The 21,204-nt window shown below is 63.8% G+C and carries 13 protein-coding genes; 11 read left to right on the top strand and 2 right to left on the bottom strand.

Going from position 1 to position 21,204, the window contains the following annotated elements; genetic code table 11:
* The 6 genes from gnd to SO140_RS20970 all read left to right on the top strand — a co-directional run bounded on the left by gnd (position 1) and on the right by SO140_RS20970 (position 5,895).
* Positions 1-1,002: a phosphogluconate dehydrogenase (NAD(+)-dependent, decarboxylating) gene (gene gnd, locus SO140_RS20995; RefSeq protein WP_449381074.1), complete on the top strand. Its 1,002-nt coding sequence runs from the start codon at positions 1-3 to the stop codon at positions 1,000-1,002.
* A gap of 13 nt (positions 1,003-1,015) precedes the next feature.
* Positions 1,016-2,530 (top strand): glucose-6-phosphate dehydrogenase, encoded by a 1,515-nt coding sequence (zwf, locus tag SO140_RS20990; RefSeq protein WP_449381075.1) that lies wholly within the window; start codon positions 1,016-1,018, stop codon positions 2,528-2,530.
* The gene (gene pgl, locus SO140_RS20985) at positions 2,530-3,279 is read left to right on the top strand and encodes a 6-phosphogluconolactonase (protein ID WP_449381076.1); all 750 of its coding nucleotides are present in this window, start codon (positions 2,530-2,532) and stop codon (positions 3,277-3,279) included. Before zwf ends, pgl begins: the two co-directional genes overlap by 1 nt.
* Entirely contained in the window at positions 3,266-3,808 is a 543-nt protein-coding gene (locus tag SO140_RS20980) for a gluconokinase (RefSeq protein ID WP_449381077.1), read from the top strand. Before pgl ends, SO140_RS20980 begins: the two co-directional genes overlap by 14 nt.
* A complete protein-coding gene (locus SO140_RS20975) occupies positions 3,805-4,617 on the top strand; it encodes an HAD family hydrolase (RefSeq protein WP_449381078.1) in 813 nt (270 codons plus the stop codon). Before SO140_RS20980 ends, SO140_RS20975 begins: the two co-directional genes overlap by 4 nt.
* 225 nt (positions 4,618-4,842) lie before the next feature.
* Complete coding sequence (locus SO140_RS20970) at positions 4,843-5,895, top strand: medium chain dehydrogenase/reductase family protein (protein WP_474799642.1); 1,053 nt, start codon at positions 4,843-4,845, stop codon at positions 5,893-5,895.
* 7 nt (positions 5,896-5,902) lie between these two features.
* Here the strand turns inward: SO140_RS20970 and SO140_RS20965 are convergent, their stop codons facing one another.
* Positions 5,903-7,708 carry a glycoside hydrolase family 15 protein gene (locus SO140_RS20965; RefSeq protein ID WP_449381111.1) on the bottom strand — a complete coding sequence of 602 codons (1,806 nt, stop codon included), beginning with the start codon at positions 7,706-7,708 and terminating at the stop codon, positions 5,903-5,905.
* Between the two features lie 120 nt (positions 7,709-7,828).
* A complete protein-coding gene (gene malQ / locus SO140_RS20960) occupies positions 7,829-9,784 on the bottom strand; it encodes a 4-alpha-glucanotransferase (RefSeq protein ID WP_449381080.1) in 1,956 nt (651 codons plus the stop codon).
* 204 nt (positions 9,785-9,988) lie between these two features.
* On the opposite strand from malQ, the gene SO140_RS20955 reads away from it, so the two are divergent.
* The 5 genes from SO140_RS20955 to treZ are packed head-to-tail and all read left to right on the top strand — an operon-like array spanning position 9,989 to position 21,203.
* Entirely contained in the window at positions 9,989-11,929 is a 1,941-nt protein-coding gene (locus SO140_RS20955) for a maltotransferase domain-containing protein (protein ID WP_498543077.1), read from the top strand.
* Positions 11,930-11,939: 10 nt separating this feature from the next.
* Positions 11,940-15,233: a maltose alpha-D-glucosyltransferase gene (treS, locus tag SO140_RS20950; RefSeq protein ID WP_449381082.1), complete on the top strand. Its 3,294-nt coding sequence runs from the start codon at positions 11,940-11,942 to the stop codon at positions 15,231-15,233.
* Entirely contained in the window at positions 15,226-17,373 is a 2,148-nt protein-coding gene (glgB, locus tag SO140_RS20945; RefSeq protein WP_449381083.1) for a 1,4-alpha-glucan branching protein GlgB, read from the top strand. Before treS ends, glgB begins: the two co-directional genes overlap by 8 nt.
* Positions 17,374-17,376: 3 nt before the next feature.
* Positions 17,377-19,452 (top strand): glycogen debranching protein GlgX, encoded by a 2,076-nt coding sequence (glgX, locus tag SO140_RS20940; RefSeq protein ID WP_449381084.1) that lies wholly within the window; start codon positions 17,377-17,379, stop codon positions 19,450-19,452.
* Positions 19,449-21,203, top strand: a complete 1,755-nt coding sequence (treZ, locus tag SO140_RS20935; protein ID WP_449381085.1) for a malto-oligosyltrehalose trehalohydrolase — start codon at positions 19,449-19,451, stop codon at positions 21,201-21,203. Before glgX ends, treZ begins: the two co-directional genes overlap by 4 nt.
* Position 21,204 lies beyond the last annotated feature (1 nt).

Below are 21,204 nucleotides of genomic sequence, written 5' to 3'. Positions count from 1 at the left end.
ATGCAGCTCGGCATGATCGGCCTCGGCCGGATGGGCGGCAACATTGTCCGCCGGCTGATGCGGAATGGCCATTCGGCCGTGGTCTATGACAAGGACGCCAAGGCCGTCGCCGACCTTGCGGCGGACGGCGCGCAAGGCGCGAGCACGCTGGAAGAGTTCGTCGCCAAGCTCGACAAGCCGCGCACCGCCTGGGTGATGCTGCCCGCCGGCCGCATCACCGAGACGACGATCGAGACGCTCGCAAAGCTGATGCAAGCCGGTGACGTCATCATCGACGGCGGCAACACCTTCTGGCAGGACGACGTCCGCCGCGGCAAAGCGCTGAAGGAGCGTGGCATCCACTATGTCGACGTCGGCACCTCCGGCGGCGTCTGGGGGCTCGACCGCGGCTATTGCATGATGATCGGTGGCGACAAAGCCGTCGTCGACCGGCTCGATCCGATCTTCGGCACGCTTGCGCCGGGCGCGGGCGAGATCCCGCGTACGCCCGGACGCGAGGGCCGCGATCCCCGCATCGAGCAGGGCTACATCCACGCCGGCCCGGTCGGCGCCGGTCATTTCGTCAAGATGATCCACAATGGCATCGAGTACGGCCTGATGCAGGCCTATGCCGAGGGTTTTGACATCCTCAAGAATGCTGACATCGAGGCGCTGCCGGCGGATCATCGTTTCGATTTCGATCTCGCCGACATTGCCGAGGTCTGGCGGCGCGGCAGCGTGATCCCGTCCTGGCTGCTCGACCTGACTTCGACCGCTCTCGCCGACAGCCCGGCGCTGGCGGAATATTCGGGGTTCGTGGAGGATTCCGGCGAAGGGCGCTGGACCGTGAATGCGGCGATCGACGAGGCGGTGCCGGCCGAAGTGCTGACCGCGGCGCTGTTTGCCCGCTTCCGGTCACGCAAGGAGCATACCTTTGCGGAGAAAATCCTCTCCGCCATGCGTGCCGGATTCGGGGGGCACAAGGAGCCGAAACAACCGGGCGCACCCAAGCCCAAAGCCTGAAGGCCCGCCATTCGTGACAAAAGACCCGCAGCCCAAACGCAAGCCCGAAAATTGCGCCTTCGTCATCTTCGGCGTCACCGGCGATCTCACCCATCGCCTGGTGATCCCATCGCTCTACAATCTCGCCGCCGAGAACCTGCTGCCGGAGAAATTCTGCGTGGTGGGCGTCGCGCGCAAGGGCATGTCGAATGACGAGCTGCGCGACGGCCTGTTGAAGGGCCTGCGCGAGCATGCCACCCGTCCGGTGGACGACGTCGTCGCCCGGCAACTCCTGCAATGCGTGACCTTTGTCGAGGCCGATACGAAGGATCCAGCGTCCTTCGATAAACTACACGAGCATCTGGACGCGCTCGAATGCTCCCGCGGCACCGGCGGCAACCGGCTGTTCTATCTGGCGACCCCGCCGGCGGCGTTTGCACCGACCGCGCGCGAGCTCGGCCGCACCGGACTGATGAAGGAGAACAACGGCGCCTGGCGGCGGCTCGTGGTCGAGAAGCCATTTGGCACCGACCTTGCCTCGGCCCGCGCGCTGAATGCCGAGCTCCTGAAGATCATGGAGGAGCACCAGATCTATCGGATCGATCACTATCTCGGCAAGGAGACGGTGCAGAACATCCTGGTGTTGCGCTTTGCCAACGGCATGTTCGAGCCGATCTGGAATCGCAACCATATCGACCACATCCAGATCACGGTGGAGGAACGGCTCGGCGTCGGTCATCGCGGCGGCTTCTACGACGCCACCGGCGCACTCCGCGACATGGTGCCGAACCATCTGTTTCAGCTGATGTCGCTGGTCGCGATGGAGCCGCCGAGCCGTTTCGATGCGCACTCCGTCCGCTCCGAAAAGGCCGAGGTTCTTTCCGCGATCCAGCAACCGAGCGAAGAGGAAGCGCTGAAGAGTTCGGTGCGCGCGCAATATCTGGCAGGCCGCGTCGGCGATTCCGATATCCCGGACTATCGCAAGACCGAGGACGTCAAGTCCGGGAGCACGACCGAGACCTACGTGGCGCTAAAGCTCCTGATCGACAACTGGCGCTGGGCCGGCGTGCCCTTCTATCTGCGTACCGGCAAGGCGCTGGCTCACAAGCGCACCGAGGTTGCGATCAAGTTCAAGCAGGCGCCGCTGTCGATGTTCAGCGGCACCACGGTCGATCGCCTGTCGCAGAATTTCCTGACCATCGGTATTGCGCCGACCGAGACCATCGAGTTGCAGTTCAATGCGAAGATTCCGGGACCGAGCGTCACGATCGACGGTGTCGAGATGAAGTTTCGCTACGGCGACTATTTCAAGGCCGATCCGAGCACCGGCTACGAGACGCTGATCTACGACTGCATGATCGGTGACAACATCCTGTTCCAGCGCGCCGACGGCGTCGAAGCCGGGTGGCAAGCCGTGCAGCCGTTCCTCGATGCCTGGAAGAAGGCGGGCACCAACGGCATCGAGACTTATCGTGCCGGCAGTGATGGCCCCTCCTGCGCCGACGAGCTACTCCGGCGCGATGGGCGCAGCTGGCGGAAATATTCGTGATGGCTGCGGCCGACCAGCCGAAACTGATCGTCGAAGCCGACGCCGATGCGCTGGCGCGGGCCGCGGCCGAACGCGTGATGGCGCGCATTGCGGCCAACCCGGGCCGCATTGCGATCTGCCTCACCGGCGGATCGAGCCCGAAGAAGCTCTATCAATTGCTCGCCAGCGAGGCTTGGCGAGACAAGATTCCCTGGGAGCGCGTGCACTGGTTCATCGGCGACGAGCGGTTCGTGCCGGACGGTGATCCCCTCAGCAACATGACGGTAGCGCGCACGATCCTCCTCGATCGCAGCGCACCGTCCGGCCATGTCCACCCGATCCCCACCGCGACCGAGAATCCTAATCAGAGCGCCGAGGCCTATCAGCACGAGCTCCAATCCTTCTATGGTGGGGACCAGCTCGATCCGTCGCGCCCACTGTTCGACCTGGTCCTGATGGGCGCGGGACCGGACGGCCACACCGCTTCGCTGTTTCCCGGCTATCCCGCGGTCGAGGAGACAGAGCGCTGGGTCGTCGGCGTACCCAAGGCCAATGTCGCGCCTTTCGTGCCGCGGGTCTCGCTCACCCTGCCCGCTCTGGCATCATGCCACGAAATGCTGTTCGAGATTGCCGGGTCCGACAAGCAAGCGATCTTGACGCGGCTCCTCAATGGCGAGAACCTGCCGGCCGTACGCGCGCGCTCGAATGGTGAGACCGTCTGGCTGGTCGACCAGGCCGCGCTCCCGGAGGGGATTCGTGGCGGGCAGTGAAGCACCTTGTGCATTGATCGTGATGGGTGTGTCGGGCTCGGGCAAGAGCACGGTTGCGGAAGCACTGGGTGAGCGGCTCGGCTGGCGCTTCGAGGACGGCGACAGTTTCCATCCGCCGAGCAATGTCGCGAAGATGAGCGCCGGCCAGCCGCTCACCGACGAGGACCGCTGGCCCTGGCTCAACGCCATCGCCGACGAGATCGCGCGTGCCTGCAAGGCTGGCGAGCACGTCATCATCGCCTGCTCTGCGCTGAAGCACACTTATCGCGACGTGCTCTTGCGTGGACGTGATGACGTCCGCTTCGTCTTCCTGAAGGGCAGCCAGGAGCTGATCGCCGACCGCCTCGCCCTCCGCAAGGGCCACTTCATGCCACCCGGGCTGCTGACCAGCCAGTTCACAACGTTGGAGCCGCCGGAAGCGAGCGAACACGTGATCACAGTCTCGATCGACGAGACCGTCGAGGCGATCGTAGATGGCGTGTTGCGGCAGTTGAGATTCGGCAGCGAGAAGCACAAGGCCATGTCATGACCCCCATCTCACTTGTGGTCTCCGACGTCGACGGCACCCTGGTGACCAAGGACAAGACGCTCACCGAGCGCGCCAGGGCCGCGGTGCAGCGACTGCGTGATGCCGGGATCGGCTTCACCATCACCTCCAGCCGCCCCAGCATCGGCATGCGCTTCCTGATCGAGCCGTTGGCGCTCTCGCTGCCGATCGGTGCCTTCAACGGCTCCTCTATCGTCGATCCGCAGATGATGCCGGTCGAGCAGCATCTGATCCCCGCCTCAGCCGCCGAGCGCAGCATCAAGATCCTCGACGAGTTCGGCGTCGATATCTGGCTGTTCACGTCGGACAAGTGGCTGATCCGCAATCCGGATGGGAAGTACGTCGGTCACGAGCAGCACACGATCCGCGCCGATCCGACCATCGTCAGCGATTTCACGTCCTATCTTTCGAGCGCATGCAAGATCGTCGGCGCCAGCGCCGACGCGCCGCATCTGGAGGCCTGCGAAAAAGTGATGCAGGAAGCGCTGGGGACTGAAGCCGAGGCGATTCGCTCGCAGACCTACTATCTCGACGTCACCCCGCCCGGCTGCAACAAGGGCACCTTCGTCCAGTCGATGGCGCGACGGCTCGGCATCTCGACCGATGCGGTCGCGACTATCGGCGACATGCAGAACGACCTTGCGATGTTTCGCGTCAGCGGCCTGTCGATCGCGATGGGCAATGCAGCGGACAATGTCAAGCAGCAGGCAACTTACGTCACGACGAGCAACGAGCAGGAAGGCTTTGCCGGCGCCATCGAGATGATCCTGAAGCGCAACGGGATCGACTAAGGCGCTTGCTCATCGTTAGCAACATTTCTGGGATGTCCGCTCTGCTGCCGAGAAGCAGACAATGGACGACCGGGCGGCTGGCATGGGCCACGCGCCGAATTGATCTGCATCAATTACAAGGCCCGATTTCGAGCTGATTCTTTGCAACAGACTTGGTGGTGTCAGACCATCCAATTGCAACACTCGTGATGCACTTCTCGAATCTGAGATTGCGGGGATCGGCGTGTGATCGAAGCGCGCAACCGCGTAGTTCAACTTCGTCGCTTTGGCGGACCTGAGGAGCTGGAAGTCGTCGACGCTCCGCTGCCGACGGCCGGTACGGGCGAGGTACGGATCCGTGTGCTCGCCTCGGGGCTCGAGTACACCGATACTCTGATCCGACGGCACCTCTACCCGCAAACTGCCTCCCGTCGGCCACCCCTGGTAATGGGCTACGATGTTATTGGAGAAATCGATCAGCTCGGCGATCGCGTGAGCGGATTTCAGCTTGGTGACCGTGTGGCCGACATGACGGTGCTCGGATCGAATGCGGCCTATCGCACGCTCCAGGCGCGTCACTTGACCCACGTGCCGATGGGCGTTGATTCGGCGCAAGCGGCCGCGCTGATCCTCAGCTGGATGACGGCATATCAGCTCCTGCACCGCGCTGGGCGGGTGCAGCCGGGGCAGCGTGTGCTGGTGCATGGTGCTGCCGGAGCGGTCGGACAGGCGCTTCTCGTACTCGGTAGCATGGCTGGACTTCAGCTATGGGGCGGAGCTCATGGAAGGCACGCTGCGCTGATCCGTGAGCTCGGGGCTACGCCGCTTGATTATCAGCGCGAAGATTTCACGCGCGTCTTGCCAGGTGGATTTGACGTCGTGTTCGATGTCATCGGGGAGGATGGCTATCGCCGGTCATTTTCGGCACTCAAGCGTGGCGGTCTGCTCTGCGCCTATGGCTACTCGGCGGGCGCGCAGGATCGGCGACGGATGCTCACCATGCTGATGTGGATCGCGCGACTTTATCTCTGGAGGTGGTTGCCTGGCGGCAGGTCGGCTTTTTTCTACTCGATCAACGCGATGCGGCTGCAACATCCTGAATGGTTCACCGAAGACCTTAAGCGCCTGTTCGCTCTGCTTGCCAGTGGCGCCATCCAGCCGCGCATCGCCGCGCGGATATCGCTCGATGAAGTTGCTCATGCGCACCGACGCCTCGAAGCCGGTGGCCTGGAGGGCAAGCTCGTGCTGTGCCCGGATCTCGCGCCACAGGCATCCGGCACGACAAGCACTGCGGCCTGAAGTTCCGTCACTGCGACCGCTGCACGGCGGGCTTCTCGCTGCGGGTCCTGGCAGCGGACAAATTATGGGCCGTGTTGATCAGCGCGATATGGGTCAGCGCCTGCGGAAAATTGCCGGTCTGACGCCGCGCCACTGAATCGTATTCCTCGGCCAGCAGCCCGACATCATTGGCGATGCCGACCACGCGATCGAACAACACCTGCGCCTTGTCGAGGTCGCCGGCAAGCACATGAGCATCCGCCAGCCACAGGCTGCAGGCGAGGAACGCCCCTTCGATCGGCTGCGTCTCCTCGGACACCTCACGCGGATCATGCCGCAGCACGAAGCCGTCGCGCATCAAGTGCTGTTCGACCGCCGCGATTGTGCCGCGCACGCGCGGGTCGTTTGCCGGAAGAAAGCCGACCGCGGGCAGCAACAGTACGCTGGCATCCAGGACCTTCGAGCGATAGGACTCGACGAAAGCGTTGGCCTCTGCATCGAAGCCTCTCTCACAGACGTCGCGTTGGATGGCATCGCGCAAGGTACGCCAATGCAGCAGCGGCGCCTTGAAGCCGAAGGTCTCGGCGCTCTTGATACCGCGGTCGAAGGCAACCCAGGTCATCACCTTCGAGAAGACATAGTGCTTGGCCTGGCCGCGGCGCTCCCAGATGCCGTTGTCGGGCTGATCCCAGACCTCGGCGAGGTGTTTCAGCACGGCACATTCCAACGCCCAACTCTCGTCGTCGAGCTTCAGTTTCGCCATGCGCGACTGGTGGAACGCGTCGATCAGCTCGCCATAGACGTCGAGCTGCAATTGCGCGTGGGCGGCATTGCCGACGCGAACCGGCTTCGCGCCCTCATAGCCGTCGAGCCATTCGGCCTCCCATTCGAGCAGCCGCCGCTGGCCCCAGATTCCGTACATGATCTGCATGCGGTCCGGCGCGCCGGCGGCCGCGCGCAGCAGCCAACTATGCCAAGCCGATGCCTCCTCGGTATAGCCGGAGTTCATCAGCGCGAGCAGCGTGAAGGTGGCATCGCGCAGCCAGCAGAAGCGGTAGTCCCAGTTTCTGGCGCCGCCGAGCTTCTCGGGCAGCGAGGTGGTTGGCGCTGCGACGATGCCGCCGGTCGGGGCAAAGGTCAGGGCCTTCAACGTGATCAGCGAGCGTATGATTAGATCGTGATATTCGCCGTCGCGATTTGATCGGCTGCACCAGTCCTTCCAGAAGGCTTCCGTCTCCGCGAATGCGCGTTCGGGGTCAATTGCCTCGGGCGGATCAAGATGCGACGGGCCATAGGTCAGCACGAAGGGGATGGTCTCGCCGCCGGCGACCTCGAACTCGGCGACGGTGGTCAGATCCTCGCCGCGGGTTTCGACGGGTGTGCGGAGCACCGTCATGTCCTGGCCGCAGATCGCAAGCACGGCGGAGCGATCCTCGGTTCGCCTGACCCAGGGAATGTCGACGCCGAAGCCGAAGCGGATGATGAGCTCCATCCTGAGCTTGACGCGGCCCTTCAGGCCGCGCACCAGCCGCACGATGTCGGACGCCTTGCCGCGCGGCGGCATGAAATCGATCAAGGCGACGGAACCGCCGTCCGTCTCGAAACGGGTCTCGAGGATCAGCGTGTTGGCGAGATAACGGCGGGAGCAAGCCGTGACCGCTTCGCTCGGCGCAATCTGCCAGCGGCCGTTCCTTCTGGTGCCGAGGATTGCTGCAAAGCAGGCGTCGGAATCGAAGGCCGGCCAGCACAGCCAGTCGATCGAGCCGTCGCGGCCGACGAGGGCCGCGGTCTCGCAATCTCCGATCAGCGCATAGTCTTCGATCTTCTGTGACAATTCCTTGTAACCCACCTGAAATTGTCGTGGCTGGACTCCAAAGCGCGATCATCGCGCTTTAGGTTATTGTTTGAGCATGATCTTTTCGGAAAACTGCTTCACACTTTTCCGGATCATACGCTAACTGTGCGAGCGCTCCCGCGTTGCTGCTTTCAGTGCGGCGCGATCGATGCTCGACGCGATCTTGTCAAGCGCGACCGGCAGCCGCTGGCGCCAGTTGGGGTGCTCGTCGATCGTGCCGGGGATGTTCGGCTGGTCGACCACGCCCAGGAGATCCTCGAGCGACACCGCCAGAAGGCGGGAGGGCGTCCGGGACAGGAAGGCCAGCACCGAATAGAGATCATTGGCCTGAATGGAATTGAAGCGCAGGATCTCGTCGAGCATGCCGAGGGCGTACCAGCGTGCCTCCTCGTTCTCGCCGGGATCGAGCCCGAGCGAGAGCTTCATCTTGAGATCGCTGAACGAGCGCCAGCCGGCATAGGTACACAGATCATGCGTGTTCAACGTGACGAGCGCGTTGGACCGGTAATGATCGAGATTGCGGAAACGCCCGGCGTCATCTCGCTCGAACATCATCACGAGATAGGACCAGATGCCCCAATCCTGCATGGTCTCGCGAAATCCTTCCGGCACCGTGCCGAGGTCCTCGCCGATCACGATACATTTGTGAGCGGCGCTCTCACGCGCAACTGCCGCCAGCAGCGCCTCGAACGGCATCTGCACATAGGCGCCATTGTCCGGCCTGAAGCCGCGCGGCACGAGGTAGAGCCGTTTCAGCCCGAGCACGTGATCGAGCCTGATCGCGCCGGCATGGCGCATCGAGGCGGCCAGCATGTCAGCGAACGGCACGAACGATTGCGCCTCCAGGCCACCGGCATTGAAGCCGGCGAGGCCCCAATCCTGGCCCACCGTGTTCAGTACATCGGGCGGTGCACCGACCGCGAGATGGCGGGAGATCGCGCCCTGCTCGTTCCAGGCATCGAATCCGTCGGACTGCACGCCGACGGCAACATCGAGGTAGAGCCCGACCTTCATGCCGAGCCGGCCCGCGAGCTCCTTGGCCGCAGCCAACTGCAGATCGGCCGTCCATTGCACGAACTCGACGAACTCGATCTCGTCGTGATCGGGGCCTGCGCGCAGCTCCGTGCATTTCGTCTCGTCCGGCCGCTGCCACTCTGACGGCCATTCCCACCACGGTCGTCCCTTGTAGCGATGGCGCAGCACCTCGAAACAGGCAAAGCGCGACAACAGCGGACCCCGCTCGAGGCGGAAGGCATCGAATGCCTCTCGGCGCCCGAGGCCGGCCTCGGCCTTGAACGCATCGAACGCGGCGCGCAGGCCGCGCCATTTCAGAGGCCCCGCCTCGCGATATCGGACGCGGTCGCCTTCGCGCAGGGATGCCGCGGTCGCGCCCGCCTCCGGCAGCAGGTGGAGCGCAAACTCCGGAATCTTCTCGACGTCGACGTAGAGCGGATTGAGAAACAGCCGGCTGTTCGGCGAATAGGGGCTACAGTCGGACGGCCGGTCGTCGAACAGCACATGCAGCGGGTTGAGGCCGACGCCATCTGCGCCGAGCTCCTTGGCAAGCACAACGAGAGCGGCAAGGTCCGTGAAATCGCCGATACCCCAGTTGCGCGCGGAACGGACGCTGTAGAGCTGCACCGCGAGCAGCCAGCCGCGGTCGAAATCGCCGGTGAAAGCGCGCTCGGGCGCCACGATCAGCGGCGCCTCTTCTACTGCCCCGGACGCATCGACGAGTTTCAGCCGGTGGTAGCCCGACGGCAGGTTGTCGGGCCAGACAATGGCGCGCTCGCGCGCCTCGCCCTGCGCGACTGGCACGGTGCCGTTGGCAATGGACCAACGCAGCGGAAGCTTGGCAGCCTCGCTGAGGTCGGTGCGTGGCTGTCTGCCGGTGCGGACCACGACAGCACCGCTGACGAAGCGGTAGGCGCGCTTCTCCGGCAGAGCCTTGAGGATCGATGTGAGGGCATCGGGCGCGGTGACCCGCAGCTTGCCCAGGGCATCGACGAATTCGGACTGGACGCCCTTGGTTCTGGCTTCAGCTAAAAGATCCATTCGGCACGCAGTTTGCAGGCCACCATGAGACGGCGGCATTCATTTTTATGAGGCGGAGGAATAGGATAGTCGAGACTAACGCGTTGACTGCGGCTATCGTTCCTGGCGGGAACTAATGACACACAAGAGGCTTTCTATATAGGTACCAAGCGTCGGTTCCCGACAAGGGACACGAGACGCTGCTTTGTTGTCAATGGCATCACCGTGAACAAGACAATTCAAACTGTCGAGAGTGTCGCAGCCGGCGGCGCTTTCCTTATTGAAGGCGTCTATCCGCTAGTCGATGGCGGACGCTTCCCCGTCAAGCGCGTCGCGGGCGAGTGCGTCGATGTCTGGGCGGACATCTACCGCGGCGGCCACGACGCGGTCGGCGCCGCGCTGCTCTGGCGCCGCGAGCAGGATCGGGAATGGCAGCGCACGCCGATGCTCCATCACGGCAATGACCGCTGGGTCGCCGCGTTCATCCCGCCCGAGCCGGGCCAATATGTCTACGCCGTCGAGGCCTGGACCGACGAATTCGCGACCTGGCGTCACGGACTGGCGCTCAGGCAGCGATCAGGAGCCGATGTCACGCTCGATGCGATCGAGGGCGCCGCCCTTCTGACCAAGGCCCATGGCGCAGACGATGACGCCGCGGCCATCATCCTGCGACAATGCGAGGATTTCCTGGAAACCGGCGAGGTCACCCCGCTGATGGCGGATGAGCTGAGAGATGCCATGGCCGACAGCCAGTTGCAGCTCGACCTCACCCGCTCGCCCCTCTTCCCGCTGGTCGTCGACCGCGAGGAGGCACGCTTCAGCACCTGGTACCAGATGATGCCGCGCAGCCAGGGCAAGGTGGCGGGCCAGCACGGCACGCTCAGGGATTGCATCGCGCGTGTCCCCGATATCGCCGCGATGGGTTTCGACGTGCTCTATTTCACGCCGATCCACCCGATCGGCCGCACCCGCCGCAAGGGCCGCAACAATTCCCCGGTCGCCGTCACAGGCGATCCGGGCTGCCCCTACGCCATCGGCGCGTCCGAGGGCGGTCACGATGCACTGCATCCGGAGCTCGGCACGATCGAGGATTTCCGAGCGCTGGTTGCGACCTGCCTGGAATACGGCGTCGAGCTCGCGCTCGATTTCGCGGTTCAGTGTTCGCCGGATCATCCCTGGCTGACGCAGCGTCCGGAATGGTTCAAATGGCGGCCGGACGGCTCGATGCGGACGGCTGACTATTCTGACATCGTCGTGCCCGATTTCTCCTGTCTGACCCGAAGCGAATTGTGGAACGCCTTCCGTGACGTCATGCTGTTCTGGATCGACCATGGCGTGACTATCTTTGCGATCGACAATCACGACAGCGCGCCCTTCAGTTTCTGGGAGTGGTTGATTTGCGACGTCCGCCGCCGGCATCCCGAGGTGATCCTGTTCTCCAAGACCTACACCCGGCCGAAACTGATGAAGGGCCTCGCCAAGCTCGGCTTCGCTCAGTCCTTCAGCTATTTTCCGTGGCGAACGCAAAAATGGGAGCTGGAGCAATATTTGGTTGAAATGACCGGCTATCCCGAGCGCGACTTCTATCGCCCCAATTTGTTCGTCAACACACCCGACGTCTTGCCGTATCACCTCCAGAGTGGCGAGCCCTGGATGTTCAAGTCGCGTGTCGCGCTGGCGGCCATGTTGTCGGGCAGTTACGGCATCTATAGCGGCTTCGAGTTGCTCGAACACCAGGCCGTTCCCGGGCTGGATGAATATCTCGACTCAGAAAAATACGAGATCCGGGTTCGCGACTGGGACAAGCCCGGCAACATCAAGCCCTACATCGCCGTGCTCAATCGCATCCGCCGCGACAACGATGCGCTGCAACAGGCGTCGAATTTGCGCTTTCTCGGCATCGACGATGGCGACGTGATCGCCTTCGTCAAGGAGTCGATCGACAGGACGAACACCGTTCTCGTCGCCATCGCGCTGTCGCCCGACGTACGGGAGATCTGGCTCCCGCTTGGCGACGTCATGGCCAGCGTGAACGGGGAACGTCGCCACATCGCGCGCGTTGAGAACCTTCTCACCGGCGAGCAGTCCGTAATCGAATGGGGCGGAATCCGGCTGCGCATCGATCCCGATCGCGATCCGGCGCTCTTGTTCCGCTGCCTGGCGTGAGGATCGCGGCATGAACGTTCTTCCCTCCGTTGACGAGAAGAAGGTCGAAGCTGCCGAGGTCGTGGACGAGCTCTGGTACAAGGACGCGATCGTCTACCAGCTCCACGTCAAGGCGTTTGCCGACAGCAATCATGATGGCATTGGCGACTTCGCCGGGCTGACCGAAAGACTGCCCTATTTGCAGGATCTCGGCGTCACCACGCTGTGGCTATTGCCGTTCTATCCTTCGCCCGGCCGCGACGATGGCTACGACATCGCCGATTACGGCTCGGTCAATCCCGATTTCGGGACGATGAAGGATTTCAAACGCTTCATCCAGGAGGCACAGCGGCGCGGCTTGCGGGTGATCACCGAGCTCGTCGTCAACCACACCTCCGATCAGCACAGATGGTTCAAGCGCGCGCGACGGAGCCCGGCGGGCTCGAGCGCCCGTAACTGGTATGTCTGGAGCGACACCGATCAGAAATATCAGGGTACGCGGATCATCTTCACGGACACGGAGAAGTCGAACTGGACCTGGGATCCGGAGGCCGGCGCGTTCTACTGGCACCGTTTCTTCTCGCACCAGCCTGATCTCAATTTCGATAATCCGCGGGTGGTCAGTGCCATCATCCAGGTGATGAAGCGCTGGCTCGACGCCGGCGTCGACGGATTCCGGTTGGACGCGATCCCCTATCTTTGCGAGCGCGAGGGCACCTCGAACGAGAACCTTCCCGAGACGCATGCCATCATCAAGCGCCTGCGCCAGGAGCTCGACGCCTACTCCAAGGGCAAGCTGCTGCTGGCCGAGGCCAATCAATGGCCGGAGGACGTGCAGGAATATTTCGGCCGCGGCGACGAATGCCATATGGCCTATCATTTCCCGCTGATGCCGCGCATCTACATGGCGATCGCCCAGGAAGACCGCTTTCCGATCACCGACATCCTGCGCCAGACGCCGGACATTCCGCAGAGCTGCCAATGGGCACTGTTCCTGCGCAACCATGACGAACTGACGCTGGAGATGGTCACCGACGTCGAGCGCGACTATCTGTGGTCGACCTATGCCAACGATCCGCGGGCCCGCATCAATCTCGGCATCCGCCGGCGGCTAGCGCCGCTGATGGACAACGACCGGCGCAAGATCGAGCTGATGAACTCGCTGCTGCTGTCGTTCCCGGGCACGCCAATCATCTACTACGGCGACGAGATCGGCATGGGCGACAATATCTATCTCGGCGACCGCAACGGCGTGCGCACGCCGATGCAGTGGAGCCCGGACCGCAATGGCGGCTTCTCGCGCTGCGACCCGGCCCGCCTCTATGCGCCGCTGATCATGGACCCCGTCTATGGCTATGAAGCGGTCAATGTGGAGGCGCAGTCGCGCAGCCTGTCCTCGCTGCTCAGCGCCACCAAGCGCCTGATCTCGGTGCGCAAGTCGACGCTCGCCTTCGGCCGCGGCACCATGACCTTCATACGCCCGGCCAATCGTTCCGTGCTGGCCTATGTCCGGCAATATCGCGACGAGGTCATCCTGTGCGTCGCCAACCTCTCGCGCGCGGCACAGGCGACCGAGCTCGATCTGTCGCCGTGGAAGGACCGGGTCCCGCAGGAGATGCTGGGCCGCACGCGCTTTCCTGCGATCGGCGAGCTGCCCTACATGATCACGCTGGGGCCGTACGGCTACTATTGGTTCCAGCTACGGGAGCGCGACAAGTCCGAGCCGGTGACGCCGCGCGCGGTGCCCGAATTCGAGACGCTGGTGGTGCCGGTCAACTCGACCTGGGTCTCCCTTGCGCGCGAGCGCGGCGTCTTCGAGCGCGACGTGCTGCCGGGATTTTTGTCGCGGACCCGCTGGTATCCGGAGCGCAATCCCAAGCAGATCCGGCCGACCCTGACTTCTGCGGTCCCGTTCTGCGACATTGGCGACAACCGGCCCTGGCTCGCATTCTTCGAGGCGACGCAGCGCGGCGTCACGTCGCGCTATGTGATGCCGATGCAGATCGAATGGGTTCGCTTCGACCGCGAACGCTTCAACCCGAGGGCACTGGCCGCGGTGCGCCAGGGCGCGCGGGAGGGAACGCTGCTCGACGTCGCGACCGACCAGATCTTCATCGGCCTGTTCCTGCGCAATCTCAGCCAGTCCCTGATCGTCGAGGAAAACAATATGCGGCTGGACTTCAGGCCGACCAGCCGCTTCGGCGCGGGCACCATCAAGCAGCCGGAGCAGATCCGTGCCATCGAGCAGGCCAACAGCACCGCGCTGGTCGACAATCAGTATGTCACCAAGATCTATCGCCGGCTCGAAGCCGGCACCAACCCCGAGATCGAGCTCGGCTATTACCTCACCGAGGTCGCTCAGTTCGCCAATACGCCCGCGCTGCTTGGCAGCGCCGAGCTGGTGGAGGATAGCGGGCGGAGCGCCGTCGCCGTCGTGCATGCCTATGTCGCGAACCAGGGTGACGGCTGGGCGGTGACGTCGGGCTATCTCGACCGCTACATCGACGAGCAGCGTCTGCTCGCCGCAAGCGAAGCGCCGCGCGAGAACCAGGACCAGGTGCCCTATCTGCATTATCTCGCCCAGACCGGTCGGCGGCTGGCTGAGCTGCATATCGCGCTCGCCCGGGCCGAGGGCGCCGATCTCGCGCCCGAGCCGGTCACGTCTGCGCACGTCGCCCAATGGACCACGGATCTCCTCAAGCGCGCCGAACGTACCTTTGAAACGCTGGCCCAAAGCCGCAACGGCTTGCGGGAGGCAGATCGCCCGCTGGTCGACCAGCTCCTGGACCGGCGCCCGGCCCTTTCCGACGTGCTCACGAAGCTATTGCCATCCGACATCGGCGGGTTGAACATCCGTCATCATGGCGACTTCCGCCTCGGGCAGATTCTGATCGTGAAGGACGACATCTTCATCATCGACTTCGATGGCAACCTCCATCTGCCGCTGGCGGAGCGGCGGCGCAAGGCACCCGCGGCGCGCGACGTCGCGAGCCTCGTCTGCTCGATCGACCTGGCCGTGATCGCAGCGGTCGACCGCGCGCTCAAGGGCGCGCCGGACGAACAGGGACGGCTCGCGACCGCGCTCGGCGAATGGCGCGAGCGCGCCACGGCGACGTTCCTCACCGCCTATCGCGAGGCCATGACCGACCGGCGCCTGCGGACAAATCATCCACATTCGGCGGATGGCCTGTTAAGATTTTTCCTGCTTGATAGAGCGTTCGATGAGGTGGAGTACGAACTGTCCCACCGGCCGGAGGCGCTCAGTGCGCCGCTGACCGGGCTGCTTCGCATTCTGTCCAATGCGGAGAGCGAAGCACATGCCTAAATTGTCCGCCGAGGCCTATGCGATCATCGAGGGCCGCCACTCCGATCCCTTCCATTATCTCGGGCTCCATCCCGAAGGCGGCAAAAGCGTGGTGCGCGCTTTCCTGCCCGAGGCCTCCAATGTCGAGGCCGTCGGCGAGCATGGCGAGGTGGCGAAACTCGATCGCATTCACGAGTCCGGCCTGTTCGCAGGCGCGCTGCCCAATGGTGCCAAGCGCTACCAGTTGCGCGCGACGTTCGGCGGCAATGTCGTCGAGCTCGAAGATCCCTATCGCTTTCCGCCGATCCTGACCGATTTCGATCTCTATCTGCTCGGCGAAGGCACGCATCAGCGGCTCTATGACAAGCTCGGCGCACATCCGATGACGCTCGACGGGGTCGATGGTGTCGGCTTCGTCGTGCTGGCGCCAAATGCACGGCGGGTCAGCGTGGTCGGCGATTTCAATTTCTGGGACGCGCGACGCCACCCGATGCGCGTGCGCGGTGTCGGTTATTGGGAGCTGTTCATCCCGCACGCAAAGGCCGGCGATCACTACAAGTTCGACATGGTCGGACCGCACGGCCACAATCTGCCGCTGAAGTCCGATCCGCTGGCGTTTGCCGCAGAGCTGCGGCCGAAGACGGCGTCGATCGTGTTCGACGAAGCGCACCTGCCGCGCCCGCGGCCGGCGCCCGACGGCATCAACGCGCTCTCGGCGCCGATGTCGATCTACGAGGTGCATCTCGGCTCCTGGCGACGCAAGGGCGACAACGAATGGCTGACCTATCACGAGCTCGCCGAGCAGCTTCCGGCCTATGCGCGCGACATGGGCTTCACCCATCTCGAATTCCTGCCGGTCAGCGAGCATCCCTTTGACGGTTCCTGGGGCTACCAGCCGACAGGCCTCTATGCGCCGACCAGTCGCTTCGGGCCGCCGGACGATTTCGCCGCGCTGGTCGATGCCTGCCATCGCGAGGGCATCGGAGTGCTGCTCGACTGGGTGCCCGGACACTTCCCCGATGATCCGCACGGGCTCGGCCACTTCGACGGCACCGCGCTCTACGAGCATGCCAATCCCTTACAGGGTCGCCATCTCGACTGGGGCACGCTGATCTACAACTACGGCCGCACCGAAGTGACGAATTTCCTGGTGTCGAACGCGCTGTTCTGGCTGGAGCGCTACGCCATCGACGGACTGCGCGTCGACGCCGTCGCCTCCATGCTCTATCTCGATTATAGCCGCCCTGCGGGCGCGTGGGTTCCGAACCAGTATGGCGGGCGGGAGAACATCGAGGCGATCGCGTTCCTGCGGCGCTTCAATACGGAAGTGTTCGCGCGCTTTCCGCAAGCCACGACCGCCGCGGAGGAATCCACCGCCTGGCCGCAGGTTTCCCGGCCCGTCGAATATGGCGGCCTCGGCTTCGGCTACAAGTGGAACATGGGCTGGATGCACGACACGCTGAACTACATCAGCAAGGATCCGATCCACCGCAAGCACCATCACGGCGAGATCCTGTTCGGCCTGCACTACGCCTTCTCGGAAAACTTCATCCTGCCGCTGTCGCACGACGAGGTCGTGCACGGCAAGCGCTCGATTCTCGGCCGCATGCCGGGCGACGAATGGCAGCGCTTCGCGAACTTGCGCGCCTATTACAGCTTCATGTTCGGCCATCCCGGCAAGAAGCTGCTGTTCATGGGCGGCGAGTTTGCGCAGGGGAAGGAATGGAATCACGACCAGTCGCTCGACTGGCATCTGCTCGAATACAAGAACCATTCCGGCATCCAGTCGCTGGTTCGCGACCTCAATCGGCTTTATCGCGCCGTGCCTGCGCTGCATCAGATGGATTGCGATCAGGCCGGCTTCGAGTGGCTGATCACCGATGATGCCAACCGCAATGTGTTCGCCTGGCTGCGCAAGGGGTTCGACGCCCGTGCGCGCTGTCTCGTGATCGTGAATTTCTCGCCGAACGTCTATCGCAATTATCGCGTCCGGGTGCCGCTCGCCGGCAAATGGCACGAGGTCTTCAATTCCGACTCCGCTCACTATGGCGGCAGCAACGTCGGGAACGTCGGAGAGGTGCTGGCGGTTGACGCCAAGACGCCGGAGCTGCGCCTGACCATTCCGCCGCTAGCCGCGATCTTCCTCGTTCCGGAAAGCTGACGCATGCGACTGACCGCCGGAACGCCCGCACGCCTCGGTGCAAGCTGGGACGGACGCGGCACCAACTTCGCGCTGTTCTCCGCCAACGCGCAGAAGGTCGAGCTGTGCCTGTTCGACAGCCAGGGACGGCGCGAGCTCGAGCGCATCGAATTGCCCGAGCGCACCGAGGACGTCTGGCACGGCTATCTCAACGACGTCTCGCCAGGCCAGCTTTACGGCTACCGCGTGCATGGCCCCTACGAGCCCGAGCACGGCCACCGTTTCAATCCCAACAAGCTGCTGCTCGACCCCTACGCCAAGCGGCTCGCCGGACGCCTGGTGTGGAGCGATGCGCATTTCGCCTATCGCACCGGCAGCCCGCGCGAGGATTTGTCCTTCGACCGGCGCGACAATGCGCGCGGCATGATCAAGGCCGTGGTCGTCGACGAGACCTTCAACTGGGGCCGGCGCGAAATCCGCCCGAACATCCCCTGGGACGAGACGATCATCTACGAGGCCCACGTCAAGGGGCTGACGCAAAGGCGCGATGACGTGCCGCCGAACCTGCGCGGCACGTTTGGCGGACTGTCCTCACCGGCCATGATCGAGCACCTGAAACGATTGGGTGTCACCACCGTCGAATTGCTGCCGATCCACGGCTTCATCGACGACCGCGTGCTGGTGGAGAAGAAGCTCGCCAACTACTGGGGCTACAACACACTTGCCTTCTTCGCGCCCGAGCCGCGCTACGCGCAGGACAATCCGCTGGATTCCTTCCGCACCACCGTAGCGCGCCTGCACGACGCCGGGATCGAGGTGATGCTCGACGTCGTCTATAACCACACTGCCGAAGGCAACCATCTCGGCCCGACGCTTTCCTTCCGCGGCATCGACAACGCCTCCTATTACTGGCTGAACCGCGAGAACCCGCGCTACTACGACGATTTCACCGGCTGCGGCTCATCAGTCAACCTCACCCATCCGCGCGTGCTCCAGATGGTGACGGATTCGCTGCGCTATTGGGTCGAGGTCTGCCATGTCGACGGCTTCCGTTTCGATCTCGCCACCACGCTCGCACGCGGACCGAACGGGTTTGACCGCGGCAGCTCGTTTCTGACCGCGGTCCGCCAGGATCCGGTGCTCCAGGGCGTAAAGCTCGTCGCCGAGCCCTGGGACCTCGGCCTCGGCGGCTATCAGGTCGGCGCGTTTCCCTCGCAATGGTCGGAGTGGAACGACCGCTACCGCAGCGCCATGCGTCGCTACTGGAGCGGCGAAGGCAGCCTGATCGGCGACATCTCGAGCCGCATGACGGCATCATCCGACCTGTTCCACCATGACGGCCGCAAGCTGCGCGCCAGCATCAACCACATCACGGTGCACGACGGCTTCACCCTCGCCGACCTCTTCAGCTACAACCAGAAGCACAACGAAGCCAATGGCGAGGACAATCGCGACGGCTCCAACGACAACCACAGCAACAATTGCGGTGTCGAGGGCCCGACCGACGATCCGCAAATCCTGTCGCTGCGCCGCCAGCTCCGCAAGAACGTGCTCGCCTGCCTGATGCTTGCACAGGGCACGCCGCTGCTGCTTGCCGGCGACGAGGTCGGCAACACCCAATCTGGCAACAACAATGCCTATTGCCAGGACAATGAGGTGGGCTGGGTGCTCTGGGACAATCTCGGCAAGGACGGTGAGGACATGGTTGAGTTCGTCAACCAGCTCGCCGAGATCCGCCGTCGCTTCTCGCAGCTCCGCAGCCAGCGCTGGCTCGACGGCCGCCGCGCCGACGGCTCCTATGGCGTCTTGTGGCTGACGCCGGCAGCCGAGGAGATGAAGGAGGGCGACTGGAATTTCCCAGAAGGGAGATTTCTCGCCTACGTGCTCGGCCCGCTGGAACCCAGCGTGCCCGCGATCTTTATTGTCCTGAACGCCGCACCGGAAGAGATCGGATTCAAATTGCCCAAGATGGCCGACTACAAGAGCTGGCAGCAGATCCTGAATACGACCGATGCCAAGTTGAACACTGTCGATTTCCTGCCCGGCACCGACAGCAAGGCGCCGCCGCGCTCGGTGCTCGCCTTTGCAGGCGCGCTATGAGGCCATCCTTCGGCGCCAAGGCGAGCAAGGAGGGCGTATCGTTCCGGCTCTGGGCGCCCGGTGCAAGGCACGTCGACCTCGTGCTCGACAAGCGCCATGCGATGCGGCGCGGCGAGGACGGCTGGTACGTGGCCGACATTCCCGGGCTGACGGCGGGAACCCGTTATCGGTTCAGAATCGACGACGAACTCGACGTACCGGACCCGGCTTCCGCCTTCCAGCCGGAGGATGTGTTCGGGCCGAGCGAAGTGATCGACCACGACAGTTTCGAGTGGCGCGCCAGAGATTGGCGCGGCCGTCCGTGGCATGAGACGGTGCTGCTGGAATCCCATGTCGGCACCTTCACGCCGCAAGGAAACTATCGCGCCATGATCGGCAAGCTTGATCACCTCGTCGCGACGGGGATCACCGCGCTGGAGTTGATGCCGCTGGCGGACTTCGCCGGCAAGCGCGGCTGGGGCTATGACGGCGTGCTGTGGTATGCGCCCGACAGCGCCTATGGCCGGCCCGAAGACTTGAAGACGCTGATCGACGAAGCGCACCTGCGCGGTCTGATGGTCTTTCTCGACGTCGTCTACAACCACTTCGGCCCCGAGGGAAACTATCTTGGCCGTTATGCGCCGAACTTCTTCACCGATGCGCATACGCCGTGGGGCAGCGCTATCGATTATCGTGTGCCGCAGGTCCGCGCCTTCGCGGTCGAGAACGCGCTTTGCTGGCTCAGCGACTACCGCTTCGATGGCCTGAGGCTGGACGCCGCCAATCACATCATGGCGATCCCGGGCGAGCAGTCGGTGCTGCACGATCTCAGCATTGCAGCGGGCCAGCTTGCGGCGGCGACCGGGCGGCACATTCATCTCGTGCTGGAGAATGGCGACAATCGCGCGAGCTTGCTCGATCCCACCGAGGAGCCGCCAAATGGAAAATATCGCGGCCAGTGGAACGACGACTATCATCACGTCTGGCACGTGATGCTGACGCGCGAATCCTCTGGCTATTATGGCGATTATCAGCGCTCGCCGCGCGGCGACCTCGCCCGCGCGCTGGCGTCGGGCTTCGTCTATCAGGGCGAGGTCTCAGCGTTCTGGGGCAACAAGCCGCGGGGCGAGCCGAGCCGCCAGCTTCCCCCGGACACTTTCGTCAATTTCCTGCAGAACCACGATCAGATCGGCAACCGGCCATTTGGCGATCGGCTGGAGAGCATCGCGAACCCCCGAGCGATCGAGGCGGCCCTCGCCGTTACCCTGCTCGCGCCAATGGTGCCGATGCTGTTCATGGGCGAGGAGTGGGGATCGACGAAGCCGTTCCCGTTCTTCTGCGATTTCCACGGCGATCTCGCCGATGCCGTTCGCAACGGACGGCGCCAGGAATATGCCTGGGCTTACGAGAAATATGGCGACGAAGTGCCCGATCCGCTCGATCCGGCGACGCCGCAATCCGCCGTGCTCGACTGGGACTCGCGTATCCCGGAGCACGACGCGCGGCTGTCGCTGGTGCGCGAGCTCCTGCGCATTCGCCGCACCGAAATCATGCCACGGCTTTCCGGCGCGGCCTTTGGCGACGCCAAAGTTGAGGAGAGCGGCCTCTTGACCGCGCATTGGCGCTTGGGGGACGGCGCGACTCTGCGCCTGACCGCCAATCTGTCGGATCGCGATGTCACCTCACCAAACATGACTGGCACGCCAATATGGGGTGACGATGCCGGTGATCGACTTCCGCCCTGGTTCGTGGTCTGGCGCCTTGTGAGGTGAA

The organism is Bradyrhizobium sp. UFLA05-108, from assembly GCF_059803455.1.
Note: the sequence above shows the minus strand (reverse complement) of the source record. Positions and strands in the feature narration are given on the sequence as shown.

What these genes read in the sequence shown, in the direction of transcription:
- gnd (WP_449381074.1), top strand. Translation starts at nt 1, where the DNA reads ATGCAGCTCGGCATGATCGGCCTCGGCCGGATGGGCGGCAACATTGTC.
- pgl (WP_449381076.1), top strand. Translation starts at nt 2,530, where the DNA reads ATGGCTGCGGCCGACCAGCCGAAACTGATCGTCGAAGCCGACGCCGAT.
- SO140_RS20975 (WP_449381078.1), top strand. Translation starts at nt 3,805, where the DNA reads ATGACCCCCATCTCACTTGTGGTCTCCGACGTCGACGGCACCCTGGTG.
- malQ (WP_449381080.1), bottom strand. Translation starts at nt 9,784, where the DNA reads ATGGATCTTTTAGCTGAAGCCAGAACCAAGGGCGTCCAGTCCGAATTC.
- treS (WP_449381082.1), top strand. Translation starts at nt 11,940, where the DNA reads ATGAACGTTCTTCCCTCCGTTGACGAGAAGAAGGTCGAAGCTGCCGAG.
- glgB (WP_449381083.1), top strand. Translation starts at nt 15,226, where the DNA reads ATGCCTAAATTGTCCGCCGAGGCCTATGCGATCATCGAGGGCCGCCAC.
- glgX (WP_449381084.1), top strand. Translation starts at nt 17,377, where the DNA reads ATGCGACTGACCGCCGGAACGCCCGCACGCCTCGGTGCAAGCTGGGAC.
- treZ (WP_449381085.1), top strand. Translation starts at nt 19,449, where the DNA reads ATGAGGCCATCCTTCGGCGCCAAGGCGAGCAAGGAGGGCGTATCGTTC.